Annotated in this window: 13 protein-coding genes; 10 read left to right on the forward strand and 3 right to left on the reverse strand. The window is 62.2% G+C overall.

What is annotated here, in order from left to right; genetic code table 11:
* Nucleotides 1–83: 83 nt before the first annotated feature.
* Together NET03_RS08130 and NET03_RS08135 are read left to right on the forward strand one after the other, a co-directional pair.
* Entirely contained in the window at nucleotides 84–1,436 is a 1,353-nt protein-coding gene (locus NET03_RS08130) for a hypothetical protein (RefSeq protein WP_252128412.1), read from the forward strand.
* Nucleotides 1,437–2,711: 1,275 nt separating this feature from the next.
* A complete protein-coding gene (locus tag NET03_RS08135) occupies nucleotides 2,712–3,626 on the forward strand; it encodes a DMT family transporter (protein ID WP_252128413.1) in 915 nt (304 codons plus the stop codon).
* 3 nt (nucleotides 3,627–3,629) lie between these two features.
* On the opposite strand, the gene map is transcribed toward NET03_RS08135, so the two are convergent.
* Nucleotides 3,630–4,379 (reverse strand): type I methionyl aminopeptidase, encoded by a 750-nt coding sequence (gene map / locus NET03_RS08140; RefSeq protein WP_252128414.1) that lies wholly within the window; start codon nucleotides 4,377–4,379, stop codon nucleotides 3,630–3,632.
* A gap of 659 nt (nucleotides 4,380–5,038) precedes the next feature.
* On the opposite strand from map, the gene NET03_RS08145 reads away from it, so the two are divergent.
* From NET03_RS08145 to NET03_RS08170, 6 genes are all read left to right on the forward strand, one after another.
* Nucleotides 5,039–5,563, forward strand: coding sequence for a CHRD domain-containing protein (locus NET03_RS08145; protein WP_252128415.1), 525 nt, complete (start codon nucleotides 5,039–5,041; stop codon nucleotides 5,561–5,563).
* A gap of 11 nt (nucleotides 5,564–5,574) precedes the next feature.
* Nucleotides 5,575–6,042, forward strand: a complete 468-nt coding sequence (locus NET03_RS08150) for a cupredoxin domain-containing protein (RefSeq protein WP_252128416.1) — start codon at nucleotides 5,575–5,577, stop codon at nucleotides 6,040–6,042.
* Between the two features lie 151 nt (nucleotides 6,043–6,193).
* The gene (locus tag NET03_RS08155) at nucleotides 6,194–6,760 is read left to right on the forward strand and encodes a hypothetical protein (protein ID WP_252128417.1); all 567 of its coding nucleotides are present in this window, start codon (nucleotides 6,194–6,196) and stop codon (nucleotides 6,758–6,760) included.
* 32 nt (nucleotides 6,761–6,792) lie between these two features.
* On the forward strand, nucleotides 6,793–7,170 hold the full coding sequence (locus tag NET03_RS08160) for a nuclear transport factor 2 family protein (RefSeq protein WP_252128418.1): 378 nt from the start codon (nucleotides 6,793–6,795) through the stop codon (nucleotides 7,168–7,170).
* A gap of 531 nt (nucleotides 7,171–7,701) precedes the next feature.
* Entirely contained in the window at nucleotides 7,702–9,672 is a 1,971-nt protein-coding gene (gene ftsH / locus NET03_RS08165) for an ATP-dependent zinc metalloprotease FtsH (RefSeq protein ID WP_252128419.1), read from the forward strand.
* A gap of 731 nt (nucleotides 9,673–10,403) precedes the next feature.
* A complete protein-coding gene (locus tag NET03_RS08170) occupies nucleotides 10,404–11,129 on the forward strand; it encodes a queuosine precursor transporter (RefSeq protein WP_252128420.1) in 726 nt (241 codons plus the stop codon).
* 273 nt (nucleotides 11,130–11,402) lie between these two features.
* Here the strand turns inward: NET03_RS08170 and NET03_RS08175 are convergent, their stop codons facing one another.
* A complete protein-coding gene (locus tag NET03_RS08175) occupies nucleotides 11,403–13,373 on the reverse strand; it encodes a PhoX family protein (protein ID WP_252128421.1) in 1,971 nt (656 codons plus the stop codon).
* A gap of 432 nt (nucleotides 13,374–13,805) precedes the next feature.
* On the opposite strand from NET03_RS08175, the gene fabD reads away from it, so the two are divergent.
* Together fabD and fabF are read left to right on the forward strand one after the other, a co-directional pair.
* Nucleotides 13,806–14,756 (forward strand): ACP S-malonyltransferase, encoded by a 951-nt coding sequence (gene fabD / locus NET03_RS08180; RefSeq protein ID WP_286207280.1) that lies wholly within the window; start codon nucleotides 13,806–13,808, stop codon nucleotides 14,754–14,756.
* A gap of 22 nt (nucleotides 14,757–14,778) precedes the next feature.
* The gene (fabF, locus tag NET03_RS08185; RefSeq protein WP_353655804.1) at nucleotides 14,779–16,023 is read left to right on the forward strand and encodes a beta-ketoacyl-ACP synthase II; all 1,245 of its coding nucleotides are present in this window, start codon (nucleotides 14,779–14,781) and stop codon (nucleotides 16,021–16,023) included.
* A gap of 274 nt (nucleotides 16,024–16,297) precedes the next feature.
* Here the strand turns inward: fabF and mutL are convergent, their stop codons facing one another.
* Nucleotides 16,298–18,028, reverse strand: coding sequence for a DNA mismatch repair endonuclease MutL (gene mutL, locus NET03_RS08190; RefSeq protein ID WP_252128424.1), 1,731 nt, complete (start codon nucleotides 18,026–18,028; stop codon nucleotides 16,298–16,300).

Below are 18,028 nucleotides of genomic sequence, written 5' to 3' on the forward strand. Positions count from 1 at the left end.
GGCAGGAGGGGGTGAGCGTTGAGCAATCTTGCTGACAACCTGAATCGACCGAGCGAGCGACTGGTGCGGAAGGGGGGCTGGTGATGAGAGGGTCAGAGCAGCGTCCACAGTGGATGGTCTGGATTGGAACGTTCCTGAGCTTGGCACTCCTGATCGTTAGCGTGGCTATTGCACTGCAGGCGGGTGAGGTTGGAGCGAAGAGTGGGGGATCACAGACACCCACACCGACGCCTACCGGGACGAAAACGGTTCAACTAAAGAAGGACCATCAAAACACGTCGAAGAATTGCAAGAAGAATGAAGAGATTGAGTGGCATTTTGTGATCACTCAGATCGATACGCCTTCGAATGCACCAGCATCGATCACCGCACAATTTCAGAACGCTGGAACTATCAATGTGCCTTTGTCGACAGTTACCGGTGGGACTGCTCACTATTATTGGTATACGAGCAGCCCGGAGACGCTGATCAATGCATGGGTGACGATTTATAGCTCCTGGGATGGCCAGTTCAACCTAAGTCACTACGACTGTGTGGCTCGGCGCACGCCAACACCGACGCGGACGCCGACAGCAACGCCAACGGCGACACCGACTGTGGTGCCCACAGCAACCCCGACGGCCGAGACCACACCGGTTGGCACTCCGGAACCGACGCCGACGGAGACGCCGACAGCGACGCCGACGGAGACGCCGACAGCGACGCCGACGGAGACGCCGACAGCGACACCGACGGAGACGCCGACAGCGACACCGACGGAGACGCCGACAGCGACACCGACAGCCGAGACGACACCGGTGGGGACTCCGGAACCGACACCGACAGCGACGCCGACGGGGACGCCGCCGGAGACGCCGACGGAGACGCCGACGGAGACGCCGACGGAGACGCCGACGGAGACGCCGACGGAGACGCCGACGGAGACGCCGACGGAGACGCCGACGGAGACGCCGACGGAGACGCCGACGGAGACGCCGACGGAGACGCCGACGGAGACGCCGACGGAGACGCCGACGGAGACGCCGACGGAGACGCCGACCGCAACACGGACGGTAACCCCGACGGGATCACCGACGGTTACACCCACGCCGACACGGGAGACGACGCCGGTAGGCACTCCGGAACCGACAGCGACGCCCACTCGTACTCCATCGCCGACAGCGACACCGATTACGCCAGCGGCGATACCGACACCAACACCGGTCACGACCCCAGTCAGTGAGGCAGCAGGTGCGACGGCGACGCCAACCCCGGTAAGTGAGGCGTTGCCGGCGACGGCTACGCCGCCAACGACTCCGGCTGCTGCCCCACAAGTGCTGCCCAAGACCGGTGGGACCGGTGGCGGGCTGTTGATTGGTCTCCTGACGGCACTAGGCGCGCTGCTGGCAGCAATGGGTGTGGCGCTCGAACTGCGCCGACGTGCGGCGGCACGCTGAGTCGTATCACTCAATACAGAAAAGGATTGAGGGGTGGTGCCAGCCACCCCTCGATCATGTTTCCCGGCTCGATGGCAGTTGTGGTCTTCATCTTTGGCATCGAGACCCGTACCGTGCGGTCTCAGGAGGGCCGTACTCTGCTTTGAAGGCGGTCGGGTGCAGGCGCGATCCGTGGTGCCCCTCCCTTCGCCCTCTTGGTGTTGTCTTATTCGCTGCGCCTCACGTGGGTATCTGACCCCTTTGCTGGCGAATGACAGGGGCTTCAGAGGGGATCTATTGTCCTGAGACCTACCGGGAACAAAAGAACCCGTAGCGCTTCCAGTGGGCGCAGCTGGACTCGTGAAAGGGATGTTGTGTGTGGCCGCGCCTTGAGGGGGGCATTTGGTCGCGATTTGGGGATGGGCGACGCATTCGGTGACTGGGCGTACGCACTTGCATCTGCTCAAGCGGAGTGGCTGCAGCCTAAATCAGGCTTGGGAGTCTGACCGAACTGGTGACCAAGAGCGCTATCCCCTCCTCGTTGACGATACGCTGCCGTGACGTTAGACGGGGGCTCGATTGCTGGACAGGTTGTGAGGGCACTGAAGCGTCATGCTTCAGAGAGTTCGGGTGTTGCGAGTTGCACGTGCCGTGTTGTGCACGCGATTCCTCATGTGGGAGCCAAACTGTCAGCTCGGAAGAACGCAAGTGTGGGATGAGAAGTTGCACTCGATGAGCATGGGCAGCGCGCAGACGGCGGCACCTTTCACTGGACAAATCGCGTGGGGGGCGGCGGGGTGGGACACGGCGGAGAGCGGGCACGTCGGTGCCGGAGGTATTGTGGGCTGACGAGGAGGTAAGGCGCGAGCGTCTACACGCGGCGAACAACGCGGCCAACGAATGCATTCGTGTCTTGCCTGATGGCAGCTTGGCGGTCGCGACATACCATGGTGGCCCGTGGAGAGCGTGGCCGTCGCGACACGTGGGAGGTGCCTAGGTCATCGGCTGGCGTGGGAGTATTAGGAGGCCGGTATGAACTGCTGCGCGCAGACGTGTGATGCACGTGAGGCGGCTACCACGTCGGTGCAGCCGGTCAGGATCAAGGTGATCGTCCTTTGCCAGGACATGCTCGGCACATTGCGTGGACGTGGATAGGCGGTAAGGTGCGGTCAGGGGTACGCAAGCCGGTGTGCCCCTTGAAGGTCGTCCGAAGCCGACGAGGTATCGCCGTAGCGGTCTCGCCGATGCTCTTGCGGCGAAGGGCGTGGACAGGGTGGGCACATTGAGGAGCGTGGGATGAGGGTTGGACAACTCGTACAACTCGTGCTCTTAGGGACGATCTGGGGGAGCTCCTATCTGTTCATTAAGGTCGCAGTGGAGGGATTCCCACCAGTTCTCCTTGTGGAGGGGCGATTGCTGCTTGGAGCTGCTGTGCTGCTTGCGATCCGCTGGTGGACACGGCAACAGTGGCCGGCGTGTGCAGTCTGGCCGCACCTTGTCGTCATGGCGCTGGTTGGTAATGTCGTTCCTTTCCTGCTCATTGCGTGGAGCGAGCAGCATATCGATTCGGGGCTCGCGTCAGTCCTCAACGCGACGACGCCATTCTTCACCGTGCTGTTTGCCGTGTTGGCCTTCCGCGCGGAGCGGATCACGTGGGGCAAAGCTATGGGGGTAGGGCTCGGGTTTGTGGGAGTGGCCGTGCTGAGTGGTGCAGACCTGACGGCGTTCCGCTCAGCCTCGACGCAGGGACAGCTGGCGGTGCTGGTATCGAGCGCATGTTATGGGTTGGGGTTCGCCTACGCGCGACGGTTCCTGCGTGGGGCTCCGCTGGCTTTGGCGGCAGCGCAAATTGGGCTTGCAGCGCTGCTCCTCGTGCCGTTGGTACTCGCAAGTGGGATACCAGGGGACTTGCGCCCGACGCTGCCTGCTTTTCTCGCGCTCAGCGCACTGGGGGTGGTAAGCAGCGGGATGGCCTATGTGCTGTATTACCGGTTGATTGCCTCTGCCGGAGCCGTGGTCGCGTCGTTGGCAACGTATCTTATGCCACCGGTCGGTGTCACACTCGGTTGGGCAGTCTTAGGGGAACCGATCGGGTGGCGACTCCTTGTGGGAGTTGTGCTCATCCTCGCCGGGATGGCGGTCGTACAAGGTCGGAGTGGCTGGCTGGCACTGCGTCGGACGGGCCGGCTACCGGTGCCGGCAGAGGACTGAGGGTTACGGGAGAGTCAGAATTTCCGGACCGTTCTCGGTGATGGCGACGGTGTGTTCAAACTGCGCGGAGAGGCTTCCATCCATGGTGACGACTGTCCAGCGGTCGGCGAGAAGGCGCGTCTCGGGACGACCAGCGGCGATCATTGGCTCAATGGTCAGGACCATGCCAGGTTGGAGTACCGGTCCCTGGCCGGGTGGGCCGTAGTGCGGCAGCATCGGTTCCTCGTGAAGTGTCCGACCGATGCCGTGGCCATAAAGGTTGCGTACGACTGAGAAGCCGTGAGCCTCGACGTGCTGCTGGATAGCGTGGGAAATATCGGTGAGACGATTGCCGGCGCGGGCATAGGCAATGCCGATCTCAAGTGCTTCGCGGCAGACGCGGAGGAGCTTCTCCGCCTCTGGGGAAATCCGTCCAACGGGGACGGTGATGGTGGCATCACCGTGGTAACCGCGGTAGCGAGCTCCAACGTCGATACCGACAATATCGCCTTCCTGGAGGATACGCGGACCGGGGATGCCGTGGACGACCTCTTCATTGACCGAGACACAGATGGAGGCCGGGAAACCACGGTAACCCTTGAAGGAAGGCACAGCCCCGTGCTTCCGAATGATCCGCTCCGCTAGACGGTCGAGCTCAGCAGTGGTGATGCCAGGGCGAACAGCGTCAGCTAGAACGGCAAGAGTCTCGGCTACGATTTTGCCGGCTTCGCGCATCAGACGGATCTGTTCCGGCCGCTTGAGAACGATGGGCACGCGTTGATCCTCCCGATTGGCCGAGTATACGGCCAACTGGAAAGTATACCACAGGACAGAGTTGTTGGCTGACCGAAGGCGAGAGGAAGGCGGTGTTTTGGCACGCCGGTGAGGTGTTGGATCCGGCTCACAAGGTCAGAGACAGGTTCGCGAGCCATCGTTCCAGGTGCTGCCTGGGGTCTACGGTCCTTCTCGGAGTCGGAGAGTGGTACGAATGACACTTCTCGAGAGGAACATGAGGGCTGATCGGGGTGCATTCCTGTTGTGCACACGGCCGGTTCGCTGCTGGGCATCGTGAGGGCGCGGTGTCACTCGGCGACCGTGACAGGGTGCTCTTGGGTACGGAATGGAGGTTTCCTGTCGCGAGGGCGCCAAGCATTCGTGAGCCGCGAAGCGTAGGGCCACAACCACACACGTGTCCCCAACGCTGCGTGATCTCCGAGCAGGCTGCCGTAAAGGCGTCCGTGGTCGTGTCTCCCCCGCCAGAATGCCGAAGGCGAGAGCCAGGTATGCATCGTGCTGTGACAGCATGGCTTCGCACGACCGGGAATGCGAGTGCGTGCCAAGCGGGACGATCGGTCGCCGTGTGAGCTCGATCCATCTGTGGGGTTCGTGCGTATTGCTCTTAGACGGTCGGCGACGACGGACAGGAGGGAACGATGCGAACGCTCATCCGTGCACTTGTGGTCGCACTGTTGGGGCTCGTTGCGTTGGCGCTACCCGCGGCAGCGCAGGAATCGGTAACGATCACGTTGCGTGAGCAGAGCGGTTCCGGACAGTCAGGCACGGTGGTCCTGACAGCGGTTGGGAACCAGACGCGAGTGGTAGTGACTCTCTCCAACCCACCGGCGGGGGTGGCACAGCCCGCGCATATTCACGAGGGCACCTGTTTCAACCTCAACCCGCAGCCACGCTATCCGTTGCAGAGTCTGATGAATGGGCGGTCGGAGACGGTGATTGACGTGCCGCTCAGCCAGCTCCTCGCTGGGCAGTTTGCAATCAACGTGCACAAGTCGCAGCAGGAGATCAGCACGTATGTGGCCTGCGGGGAGATCCGAGCGCAGCTGGCGCCGGCGACCGGCGTAGGATCGAGCAGTCTTCCGGTGTGGGGTGTGATTACTGCGGGGCTTGCTGGCCTGTTGTTGCTCACGAGTGGCATTGCGCTGCGGCGAGTGTGGCGGTGAGGAGCGCAGTGATGCGCTGGTTTTGGGTGGTGCTCTTGCTGCTTGCCGTACTGGGACTCGCCGGATGTGGCAAGGCGAGCGAAGCGAACCCAGCTGCTGGCTCAGGTGAATACGGAGGATCGTACGGCTACGGACCTCCTGCTGCACCAACGCAGACGATGGAGAGCGAGCGTTCCGCGTACGGGCCGGCGTTGGCGGGGACACCGACCGTTGCAGCGAGGGCGGGTCCAACGACGATCGAAATGCGTGTGGTCAACTTTGGGTTCGAGCCAGCCGAACTGACAGTGGCACCTGGCACGACGGTGATCTGGCGGAATGATGCACCAACAACGCACACCGTGACGGCGAAGAATGGGGTATTCGACAGCGGCTTGCTGGAATCGGGACAGACGTTCTCGTTCACGTTCCGCGAGCCAGGGACGTACGACTATTGGTGTACGCTCCACCCGGAAATGCTTGGGCGTATCATCGTGCGCTGACGGGTGGGGTATCCTTGCTCGGCGGTCGTTTGATAGCGGCGAGGTCGGGGGTGAGGTGTACTGCCCGAGCTGCGGAGCCGAACAGCCGCCGGGCCCTGTCTGTATCGCTTGCGGACAGCCGTTCCGTCGCGGGGCAACCGGTCCTCAACAGATGCGGCGGTATCGCTACGTGCGGCGCGGTCTCGGAGGGCGCTTTTCCGGATGTGTCACGACACTGATCGCGGCACTGGTACTGGTGCTGGCGGCGGCAGCGTTTCTGACGCGCGAACCGGCGCGCGCTCCGGGCTCGTTGGGCGGCAGTGATCTGACCACCACGGCGACGCCGGTAGCGCAGGCTTCGTTCGAAGTGACCGTCGGTGGCCAGACAATCGTCGTGAGCGAAGCGGAGCTCAACCGGTGGCTCGGCGAACACGAGGCCGAGCTGCGTCCAGCGAGCGATCCGCGTGCCGAGATCAGTCCCGAGGGGATCGCTGTCCATGTGCGCGTTTATGGATTTGGCGCGACGTATCGTGCGCGACCAGCAGTGGAGGACGGGCGCTTTGTGCTGCGGGATGCGCGTGTGGAGGGGCTATTTGGCATCGGGGTCAGCGCAGAGCAGGTGACGGCACGGTTGCAAGCGGCATTGGATGAACGGCTCGCACAGGCTGGCCTACGTCCGGTTGCTGTAGAACTCGCGTCGGGAGCTCTGCGGGTCACGTTCGAACCGGTAAGAGAATGACGAGATGTGAGCAAGAACGCGAGCCAGCAAGGGTGGTGAGGGCTGTCCTCAAGGCCCTCAACCGGGGGGATATCGATGCGGCCCTTGCCTATTGTGCAGACGACATTGTGCTGTGGGCACCTGGCCCGACGCCAGACGGGACCGAGCTCCGCGGGAAGGAAGCGTTGCGGGCATTCCTGGAGGCGAGCGAGGCGGTGTGGCCGGACAGCTGGGCTGCAGTGCGCACGCTTGTCGCGGACGGTGACGAGGTGGCAGTGGAGCTCGTTGCGACGGCGACGCACGGGACCGAACGTGTGACGCAGCCGATGGCAGCATTCTTCACGGTGCGTGATGGCCTCATCGTGCGGCAAGCGTGCTATTTCGATCTCGCTGGACTATTTGCTTTGCTGCGGGAGCGTGGGCTGGCTTAAGAGCCATGTGACGAGAAAAGTGATGGCTCCTTACGCCGAGCAGGCTTTTGGTCGTGACGCAGATGGGGGTTTCCACGCAGAAGGCTCCCGATGAGGGGGAATGCGCTTCGTGTTGCCGCGGATGGCCGCCGATCTACCACAAGGCAGGGATTTGACAGGCGATATCACCCATTCTGCGTTTAGTGTGCTTTCCGACTATCGAGGTGTCTCGCTCGTGATGGGTGTGAGTGGGGCAGGGTATTGGATGTCGTTCTGAGGCCGCTGTGGCGCGTTTCAATGGAATAGCCACGATTACCCGTAGACGCCGTCCCCTCGGGTATGGCATACTGCTGAGTGCCGGGAGCAAGATCTGCCAGTCCCGGCCCCACCGTCGCACACCTGTCTCATCTCCTCCTCACGTGCGAGGCAGCCGATCATTTCGCGGCTGCCTCGTGCGTTGATCGGACAGGTCAGGTTCCAGGCGGGTACAATCAGAAAGAACCGGCTGAAGCTCACATATTCAGCCTGGCTTGACGATACGAGGGATCGACGATGGACGAACGCAATCGCACACCGCGTGAATCACGGGATCGACAGGGAAATGGAGTAGGGAGATTCTTCCGGAGTCTCCTTGGCTCGCGGTTCGGCATTCTATGGATTATTGTGGGACTGATCCTGTTCTACAACCTCTACGCAGTGTTCCGTCCGGGACAGTCCGGCCCGCAGCCTGAAGTGGCTTACTCGAGCTTCATCGAAGCGGTTCAGCGCGGGCTCATCTCGAGCGTCACGATCTCAGGGAATACGGTTGATGGGCAATTCACTCAGCCACTGCGGGTTGCGAATGGTTATGTCTATTTCCCGGATGAACCAGTGCCGGATACTGTTGATCCGGTGCAGGTGCGATCGGTCACGCGGTTCCGGACGGTGATTCCCGACAATGCACAGGTTGAAGTAGCGGACCTTTTGCGGCAGCACGGCGCATTGGTTCAAGTGCGATCGAGCGGCGGGATTTCGTTCTCCTCACTCCTGGTGAGTGTGTTGCCTTTCGTCTTCCTGATTGGCCTTCTGTTCCTGCTTGGGCGCAACCTGAGTCGCGGGCAGCAGAACGTGTTCAGCTTTGGTCGCTCGCGGGCGCGAGTCTATGACGTCGAGCGGCCTCAGGTGACGTTTGCCGATGTGGCGGGCGAGGAGGAAGCGAAGGCGGAATTGGCGCAGGTGGTGGACTTCCTCAAGAATCCGGCGAAGTACCACCGTATTGGCGCACGGCTACCGCGAGGAGTTCTGCTGGTTGGTCCACCAGGCACTGGGAAGACACTGTTGGCTCGCGCTGTGGCCGGGGAAGCGGGGGTACCGTTCTTTAGTGTCAGCGCCTCGGAGTTCGTCGAGATGTTTGTTGGCGTCGGTGCCAGCCGGGTGCGTGATCTCTTCGAGCGGGCGAAGGCGCAGGCACCAGCCATTGTCTTTATCGATGAGCTCGACGCAGTCGGGCGACAGCGTTTTGCTGGGTTGGGAGTGGGCAACGACGAGCGAGAGCAGACGCTCAACCAGTTGCTGGTCGAAATGGACGGCTTTGAGGCGCACACCGACGTGGTCGTGATTGCGGCGACGAACCGACCGGATGTCCTGGACCCGGCGCTGCTGCGGCCCGGACGATTCGACCGGCAAGTCATGGTGGGGTTACCTGACAAGCGGGGGCGAGCAGCCATTCTGAGGATCCACACGCGTGGCATTCCCATTGCACCGGATGTTGATCTCGATGGGTTGGCAGCGGCGACGCCTGGATTTTCCGGAGCGGATCTGGCCAACCTGGTGAACGAAGCGGCACTGGTGGCAGCGCGCCGGGGTAAGCAAGTGGTCGACCAGTCAGACTTTGAAGAGGCGCTCGACAAGGTACTCCTTGGAACGACGCGGTCGCTCCTGATGAGCGAAGAGGAGCGGCGACTCGTGGCGTACCATGAAGCAGGACATGCGGTGGTGGCCTACTTCACCCCAGGATCTGACCCGCTGCGCAAGATCAGCATTGTGCCACGCGGCCGGGCTCTCGGGGTGACGGTGCAAGCGCCGGAGGAGGACCGTTTCAACTACACGCGGAGCCAACTCCTCGGCCGGCTAGCAGTACTGCTGGGCGGCCGAGCGGCCGAACAGCTGGTCTTCCACGAGGTCTCGACCGGTGCCCAGAACGACTTGAAGGAGGCCACCCAGTTGGCACGGCGGATGGTCGGCCTGTGGGGGATGAGCGAGGAACTCGGGCCGGTCTATCTGGGGCTTGGCGAACAGCATGTCTTCCTTGGGCGCGAGATTGTGCAAGACCACAGCATCGGGACGAGTACGCTCGACCGGGCCGACCAGGCGGTGCGGCGATTGCTTGATGAGGCGATGGAGCGAGCTGAACGGGTCTTGCGCGAGCACCGTGCGGAGTTGGACCGGCTGGCAGAGCTCCTGATTGCCGAGGAGACGGTCGGACCGGAGAAGATTCGGGAAGTATTGGGTGAGCAGCCGGTGGCGGCGACCGAGGAACGTTGAGCCGGACGGACATGCGAATCAGCACCGTGTCGGCACCTGGTGGACAACCCGTCGTTGATTGCTGGTCCTGGAACGGTTGATGTGTAGGTCGAGGAGACACCGGTTCGCACGGGAGTTCCCGCACGAACGGTCTTCTCTGCGCTCCTTAGTTGTGCAGCGCTGCGGGGCTCCTAGGTGCCTCAGACCAAGCACGAAAAATGAGCTCGAAGAGGATTACACGGGTTTGGGAAGCGCTGTTGCCTTCTCCTGCTGTACCCGGGGAGGAGTCGCTTCTACTCGCCAGGCACGCTTAGCGTGTGGCGGGAGCAGGCGATGTCCGGTGCGTTGAGGCGGACTCAACTGGGAGCACGCTGCACGCAGCGGTGCACAGTTACCGTTCGACTGTGCTATCTGCCAGCTGTGAGACTGTTCCCCTTGTGGTCATTTCCTGTCAGGGGCGATCTCAGCATCGTGGCTGGGGCCACGTCCCGCCGTGTGGGGTGACGGCTAGCGCTGGCTTCGCTGCGCCGACGCCAACGATGGGGCGTCGGGAAGCTATCGCCTCCCTCTAACCGCGCCGTGAGGCGGTGGGGCTTGACTAACTCGGAGAAATGACCAGCCTCGTACTATGAGCGAGGCGGGCACAGCTCGGGAGTGCACTGTACGCGATGAGTTATCCTCGGCTGGCGAGAAGAGCGGAGAGCTCTGCGAAGGGAGAGAGTCGGACGTTCGGGAGGAGTGCGCGACAGGTGATGGAGAGGAAAACGAAGCACCAAGCGCGGCACATACCGGTGGAGCTTGGACCGGGACAGTATAGCCGCTGGTTCGTTGCGATCACCGCGCTGTTCGTCACCACGCTGATCACCTCGAATATCGTCGCGGTGAAAATCGTTGATGTGTGGGGGCTGTACGTTCCGGCTGGAACGGTAACCGTCTTTCCACTGGCCTACATCTTCGGCGATGTGCTGACCGAAGTGTATGGGTACCGCCGTGCTCGGCTGGTGATTTGGCTTGGATTTGCCTGCAACCTGCTAGCGGTGGCCGCCTTCACGGCGACGCAGTACCTTCCAGCGGCTCCGTTTTGGGACGGCCAGGCGGCCTATGAGCGCATCCTCGGCTACACGCCGCGCTTGTTGGCGGCGTCGTTCCTGGCATATCTGATCGGGGAGTTTGCCAATGCGGCGGTGCTCTCGCGGCTGAAGCTCGTGACGCGAGGCCGGTTTCTCTGGATACGGACGATCGGCTCGACACTGGTGGGGCAGGGGCTCGACTCACTGGTGTTCGTGACGGTGGCGTTTTTGGGCACGATGGCGGGACAAGACCTAGTGCGGACGATCGTGACTGCCTGGCTGGTGAAGTCGGCGTATGAAGCCGTGGCCACCCCGCTCACGTATGTGATCGTGAACGCTTTGAAGCGCGTTGAGGGGATTGACACGTTCGATTACGGGGTGAGTCTCTCGCCATTCCAATTGGATTAAGCGGTGAAATAGCGGTGACTGTGAAGATGAATGCTGCGCGCGGGGAACAGGCGGGTGAGCCGACCGATGCTGCGGGAGATGAAGGGAGGCCGCTTCGTCTGACGTGGAGAGCTGCACCGCGTGTCGACGCCGCGTAATACCGGGTCCAGCAGGCTAGGAGGCCTGTGGTGAGGGACGAGCAGGTGCACCGACACCGAAAACGAAAACGGGTCTCGGAGGCTCCGACGCGGGGAGCCTCCCAGACCAGCGGTGTTGGGAGACGGGCGATCGAGGTCAACCCCCAATGCGGGGATCGCCGGTGGTCTTCCAGGTTGCGATGACGCTCGGCCGCGGGACCGTGCCGTCTGGCCAGCTGGAGATCGGCTGGGCAAAGGTGCCGCCCTCACCGGGATGCTGGATGGCGCAGAAAAGTGTCTGGAAGTCAGGGGCAAACTCCGGGCCACAGATTTCGCAGCCGCGTGGGCCGCTCAAGAACATGCGCACGTAGCCGCGCTCACTACCGGAGGTGGGAACGGCGTAGATGCCGTCGTTACGGCGGAAGGTGCCAGATTGGCCGTCAGTTGCGATCCACATATTTCCCCAGGCATCAAAGGTGATATTGTCTGGGCAAGAGATGGGGCTAATTTGGCTTGGATCGAAGCCGGCTGCGAAAACCAGATCGTCCGGGTTTGCTGGGTCGCCACACAAGAGGAAGATCTCCCAGGTGAAACGCGTGGCGGTGTAATCACCGTCGGCTTCGATGAGTTCGATGATGTGTCCATGGCGGTTGTTACCGCGCGGATTGGCCGGATCGATCTGGTTCCAGTTGCGACGGGTATTGTTGGTGCAGACCACGTAGACCCGGCCGTTGACTGGATTCGTCTCGATGTCCTCCGGTCGATCCATTTTCGTGGCGCCCAAAAGGTCAGCGGCTCGGCGGGTGTTGATAAGGACATCGGCCTGAGAGGTGAAGCCGTTGGCTTCAGTGAGCGGACCTTCGCCGTAGACGAGTGGAAGCCAGTCACCAGTGCCGTCTGGGTTAAAGCGCGCGACGTAGAGCGTACCGCGGTCAAGGAGCGTGAGGTTGGCCTGGCGATTGTTGGGATTGAAGCGGCCGTCACTGACAAACTTGTAGACGTATTCGAAGCGTTCATCGTCACCGGAATACACGACGACGCGACCATCGCGGTTGATGACGACGGTCGCGGCCTCGTGCTTAAAGCGACCGAGTGCAGTCCGTTTCTTGGGGACGAAGGTGGGATCGTAGGGATCGATCTCGACGACCCAGCCGAAGCGGAAGGGTTCATTGGGCTCGCGGGTAACGTCAAAGCGGCGGTCGAAGCGCTCCCAAACGCGCTCGGACTTGCCGGCGGGGATGCCGTAGCGCTTGTGCACTGCAACTCGCGGATCGGTGGAGTCGAGTGCGTCGAGGTTGCCGAAGTATTGGTGGAAGTTCTCCTCGCACGTGAGGAGTGTTCCCCATGGAGTCTTGCCGCCGGCGCAGTTGTTGAGCGTCCCGAGGACGACGGTCCCGGTAGGGTCAGCGCTCGTCTTGAGCCAGTCTGAACCAGCAGCGGGGCCAGTCAGCTCGCAGCGGGTCGTCGCCGTAATGCGCCGGTTGTAACGGGAACCGCGCAGATAGACCCAGTTGCCCCGACCGCGTTGCGTGATCTCGACAATGGTCACGCCGTGCGCTTCCAGTTCGACGGCGACCTGCCAGGGCTCTGGATCCCCTTGGCGATAGTTCGGAAACATCAATTCAGGGTTCGTGTACTCGTGATTGACAGCAAGCAGACCTCGGTTGGGGTTGTTGGTGAGGAGGGGGAGCGGGAAAAGACCAACGAAGTCTGCGTTGTAGCCGAACTGATGCGCTTGGGCCTCTGGTGACTGGGCATCGACCCGGAACTCCGGACCCCAACTTTCCAAGGGGTCTCCCCAGCGGATGACCACGGTCGTGCCATATCCCTCGGGTACGGTGACGCGGTCGTCGGAATTCAGTCGGATGGGCCGGAAAGTCAGGCGGCCACGGCTGCTTGCCTCGGTGTGACTGAGACTGGCCTGACCAAGAGCCAGAACGAGCGCAACGCCGGCGACACCGCGGAGCGCTGTGCGGCGGCTGACTCGCTGGGCGAGGATGGCCTCGAAGGTTGGGTTCTCACTGTGGTTACAGCTTTCGGTGAAGCACTTTTCTCCGCAAGCCCACCGGCACTTTTGGAGCCAAGCGGTGACAGCCGGAGAGAGTGGGAGTGTTCGCCGAGGGGACATTCCAACCTCCTTTCACGCTGACTCAATTCCTACGGTCGTTCATAGCAAGGCCAGAGTGATGGTCGATGAAGGAAACGTGGCCCCGGGGTGAAGAAATGGTGAACCCAAGGGCAACCCAGAGAGGGCGCGGCAGCGAGCAAAGTGGTGCTTTGCCAGCTCTCCTCGTTAGTGCATGCAACCGCTGGTCGGGTGGTAGTCTGGTATCGCGTCGGCGGGTGGTTTCGCCCGCTGCTGCCGCCTTGCAGGTGTTCGATCATCAGACATGTCCTCACGGTCGGGATGACGCGATCGAGGTGGAACAGGTAAAGGTGTGCTGGTGGCTACCAGTAGTTGGAGCTTATCCCGGGAAGGTTGTGGCAGAGCGGATTTCTCCGGACTGTGCTAGGATATGAAAACAGTTGGCAACGAGGTGGGAGAGGGCGAGGTGCGTCGATGGACTTAGGGGGGTTATTGCAGAGGCGGCTTGCGCTGCTCTTTCCGGGACAGGGTAGTCAACACGTAGGAATGGGAGAACGGGTGCATCAGATCTCGGAGGCGGCGCGTCGAATCTTTGCTCAGGCTGAAGAGGTTCTCGGTATGCCGTTGCGGCGCCTGTGCTTTGAGGGTCCGGCAGAGGAACTGGCGGACACCGCGAATGCGCAACCGGCCATTCTGACAGTCAGCTTGGCGTATCTGGAGGCGTTGCGCGAGCGTCTGCGGGAGCTGGGCGCGTCACTGCAACCGACGATCGTTGCTGGCCACAGTTTGGGCGAATTTACGGCGCTGGTGGCCGTCAATGCTCTGCGGTTCGAGGACGCTCTACGCTTAGTGCGCGAGCGTGGCCGACTGATGAGGGAGGCGAGTCTCGAGCGCCCAGGCGGGATGGCGGCGGTCATTGGCCTCGCCCGGGAGGCGCTGGAAGACATCTGCCGGCAGGCAAGTGATATGGGGCTCGTTGTTGTGGCCAATGACAACTCCCCGGGGCAACTGGTAATCTCGGGTGAAGAGCGTGCGTTGCAACGTGCGATGGAGTTGGCGCAAGAACGTGGTGCGAAACGCGTGGTGCGACTTGGGGTCACGGTGGCGTCGCACTCGCCGCTGATGGAGCGGGTGGCCCAAGCGCTGGCGGAGCTCCTTGCCCGTATTCCGCTGCGGGAGCCGGACATTCCGATTGTAGCCAACATGACAGGGAAGATTTTGTCGACGGTCGAGGAGATTCGCCGTGAACTCGCGTGTCAGGTGGCGCAGCCAGTACAGTGGACCTCCAGTGTGCGGGAGATGGCGAATCGCGGAGTGACGACGTTCCTTGAGGTTGGGCCGGGACAGGTCTTAACCGGACTCGTGCGGAAGATCCAACGTGATGTCGAAGCCTATTCGATGCGCGATTTGGGATTTGAACCGTGAGAAAGTGGACGAGGGGGCGACTGTGCACCGTGTTGTGGTGACCGGACTCGGGGCGATCACGCCACTTGGGCTGGACGTCCCGACGCTCTGGCGCCGGCTTTTGGCTGGCGAGTCGGGGATCGACCGAATCCAGAGCTTTGATCCGAGCAATCTTGAGGTCCAGATCGCAGCTGAAGTAAAGGGTTTTGATCCTCGAGAGTTCATGGACTTCAAAGCAGCTCGCCGGATGGATCGTTTCTCGCAGTTTGCGGTTGCTGCTGCCGGAGAAGCGATCCGCGATGCCGGGCTCCAGATCACGCGCGAGAATGCTGACCGAATCGGTGTCATGCTGAACACCGGAGGCGGCGGCATCCAGACGATGGAGCGCGAGGTCGTGACCTTCTACCAGCGCGGTCCCAATCGCGTGAGCCCTTTTTTCGTTCCGATGTTCGCGCCGAACATGGCTGCTTGCCAGATTTCAATCGTCTACGGGATCACAGGGCCGATCATGGCCTCGGTTGCGGCATGTGCCGCGGGCGCGCAGGCCTTTGTCGACGCGCTGCGTCTGCTCCGGCTGGGTGAGGTCGATGTCATGATTGCTGGAGGCACAGAGGCCGGGATTACGCCGGTTGCGGTGACGGCCTTTGCGAACATGGGTGCGCTCTCGCGCCGGAACGAGGAGCCCCAGAAGGCGAGTCGACCGTTCGATCGTGATCGTGACGGGTTCGTGTTCGGCGAAGGGTGCGCGGTGATGGTGCTCGAGACTGAGGAACACGCGCGGCGACGCGGCGCGCGGATCTATTGCGAGCTCGCTGGTGGGGCAGTGACCGGCGATGCGTACCACATCAGCGCCCCAGATCCCGATGGCCTCGGTGCCGCACGAGCGATGCGCCTGGCATTGCGGGACGCCCAGATCCAGCCCGAAGACGTCGACTACATCTGCGCTCACGGAACGTCGACGCCGCTCAATGACGTCACGGAGACCAAAGCCATCAAGGCAGTATTCGGTGAGTATGCCTATCGCGTGGCAATTAGTTCGCCGAAGAGTATGATAGGGCACCTGGTCGGGGCAGCCGGTGCGGTATCAGGGGCTGTCTGCGTGCTGGCGATCCGTGACGGGGTGGTTCCTCCAACGATGAACTTGGACAATCCCGATCCGGAATGTGACCTTGATTATGTCCCAAACGTGGCGCGGCCGATGCCAGTGCGAGTGGCCATGGCGAACGCCTTTGGCTTCGGAGGGCAGAACGCCGTCGCGATTTTCCGAGCGTACGACGAGACGGCGTGATGCTTCCCCTTTCTTCCACATGATCGGGTCGACCAACACTTGCAATGTTTTGGGCTGCGTTCACCGAGGGTACAGGCTGGTTGTTGTCCCGGGGCTGAGGCGCTGTTGACACCGGATTCAGTGACGGACGAACGTCGCAGCGCACCTTCGAAGTGTCGCTCTGGATCCGTCTGTCTTTCACCGCGGAGTGGTTTGCTCCTGTGCTGTGGTCGTGTGCCTGCTGCGTTCAGCAGGGGCGTCTGTTGCGTTCCTTGGCCCGGCGGGGCTTGTTGAGTCACCAGCGGAATTGAGAGGCGAGGGCATCAGCCTCGATGCGCAGGACGATTGGTGAGCCATGCGGGCATACTGCCGGTGCGCTGGTCTGCCCAAGAGCTTCGACGAGGGCACGCAAGGTCACACGGGGGAGCGGTCTGCCACGGCGAACAGCGGTGCGGCAGGCGAGCTGAACAAGAAAGCGGTCGCGCCAGTCCTCGTTCGTGTCGGACTCATCGAGAAGCGTGAGCAAGCTGGGCCCAAGTTCCTTGGGTTCACCGATACCGAAAAGCGGGTCGGAGCCGGCCACGACGCCAGGAAGTGCCGGGATTGCGCGAAGGAGGAAGGAGCGAGGGCCGAACGGTTCGCAGTGGAAGCCAAGCGTGGTCAGACGGTCGAGCCAACTGGCAAACCGTTCGACGTCGGCCGGCCGGACGTCGATCAGAATCGGCTCGGGAAGGAGAGCAGGGTCGGGTTGCGTGGCCTGGGCGTCACGCAGTCGTTCATAAAGGATTCGCTCGTGGGCTCGGTGCTGATCGACGAGATAGAGTGCGTCTGGCCCCTCCAGGAGGATCAATCGCTTCTGGAGTTGTCCGAGAAGGTGCATGGGCGGAAATGCCGGAGTAATGATTGGCGCGTCCGGGGACTCTTCGTCATATCGCGTGTCTGGTTCGTTCACGGTAGGGGTGCTGCGGAGGGGATCAAGGAGCTGGGTCGGCGGAGTGAACACGAAACAGCGAGGAGTACGGGCGAGGACGCTGCGCAGGAGTTCGCTGGCGGCTTGCCCGATCTCCCGCTCGGCGTGCAGCCTCACTTCCAGTTTGGCCGGGTGGATGTTGACATCGACGGCACACGGATCAACGTTGATGACCAGTGCAAGGATGGGATGCCGCCCGCGTGGGAGAAGCGGACGGTAGGCTGCCTCGAGGGAAGTGAGGAGCGTTCTTGGCTGTGTCCAACGGCCGTTGACGATAATGTGAAGGTGATTGCGATTGGAGCGTGTCAGGTCAGGGCGAGAGACGAGACCTGTCACCCGTGCGCCGGCAATCTCGAGCGGCCCAAGCGAGCGGAGCGCGTCCGTTAGGATAGGGCCATAAAGCTCGATGAGCGTCGTCGAAAGCTCGCCAGTACCAGTTGTCTGGAGCGCAAGCCGGTCTTCGAGCCAGAGAGCAAAGCGTACCGCTGGCGCTGCGATGGCAAGACGGCGTACGACGCGGACGATCTCGGCGACCTCGGCGCGTTCGTTACGGGTAGCGGCAAGGCGTGCGGGGACATTCTCAAAGAGCCGACGGACGATGACGGTGGTGCCTGGAGGGTGGGCGACCGGCTCATCAGCGACGATCTCTCCGTTGTAGAGCGTGAGGCGGCGACCAAAAGGTGTATCGACTGTTGCGCTGGCGATCGCGAGCTCAGCCACTGCTGCGATGCTCGGTAACGCCTCACCGCGGAAGCCGAGTGTCTCGATCCGTTCAAGGTCGTCGTCAGGGAGCTTGCTCGTGGCGTGTCGCTGGACGGCAAGTGGCAGCTCGTCGGGCGGGATGCCGTAGCCGTCGTCGGTGACGCGGATCTCAAGCAAGCCGGCACCGCGGATGTGAATGCGAATGTGAGAAGCAGCGGCATCAAGCGCGTTCTCCACAAGTTCTTTGACGACGGAGGCAGGGCGTTCGATCACCTCACCGGCCGCGATGCGGGCGGCGATTGCCGGGGGAAGGATGCGGATTGATCGGCGAGGGGCGACAGGGCGCAATACCAT

The sequence above is a fragment of the Thermomicrobium sp. CFH 73360 genome (assembly GCF_023806465.1).
GTDB lineage: Bacteria > Chloroflexota > Chloroflexia > Thermomicrobiales > Thermomicrobiaceae > Thermomicrobium.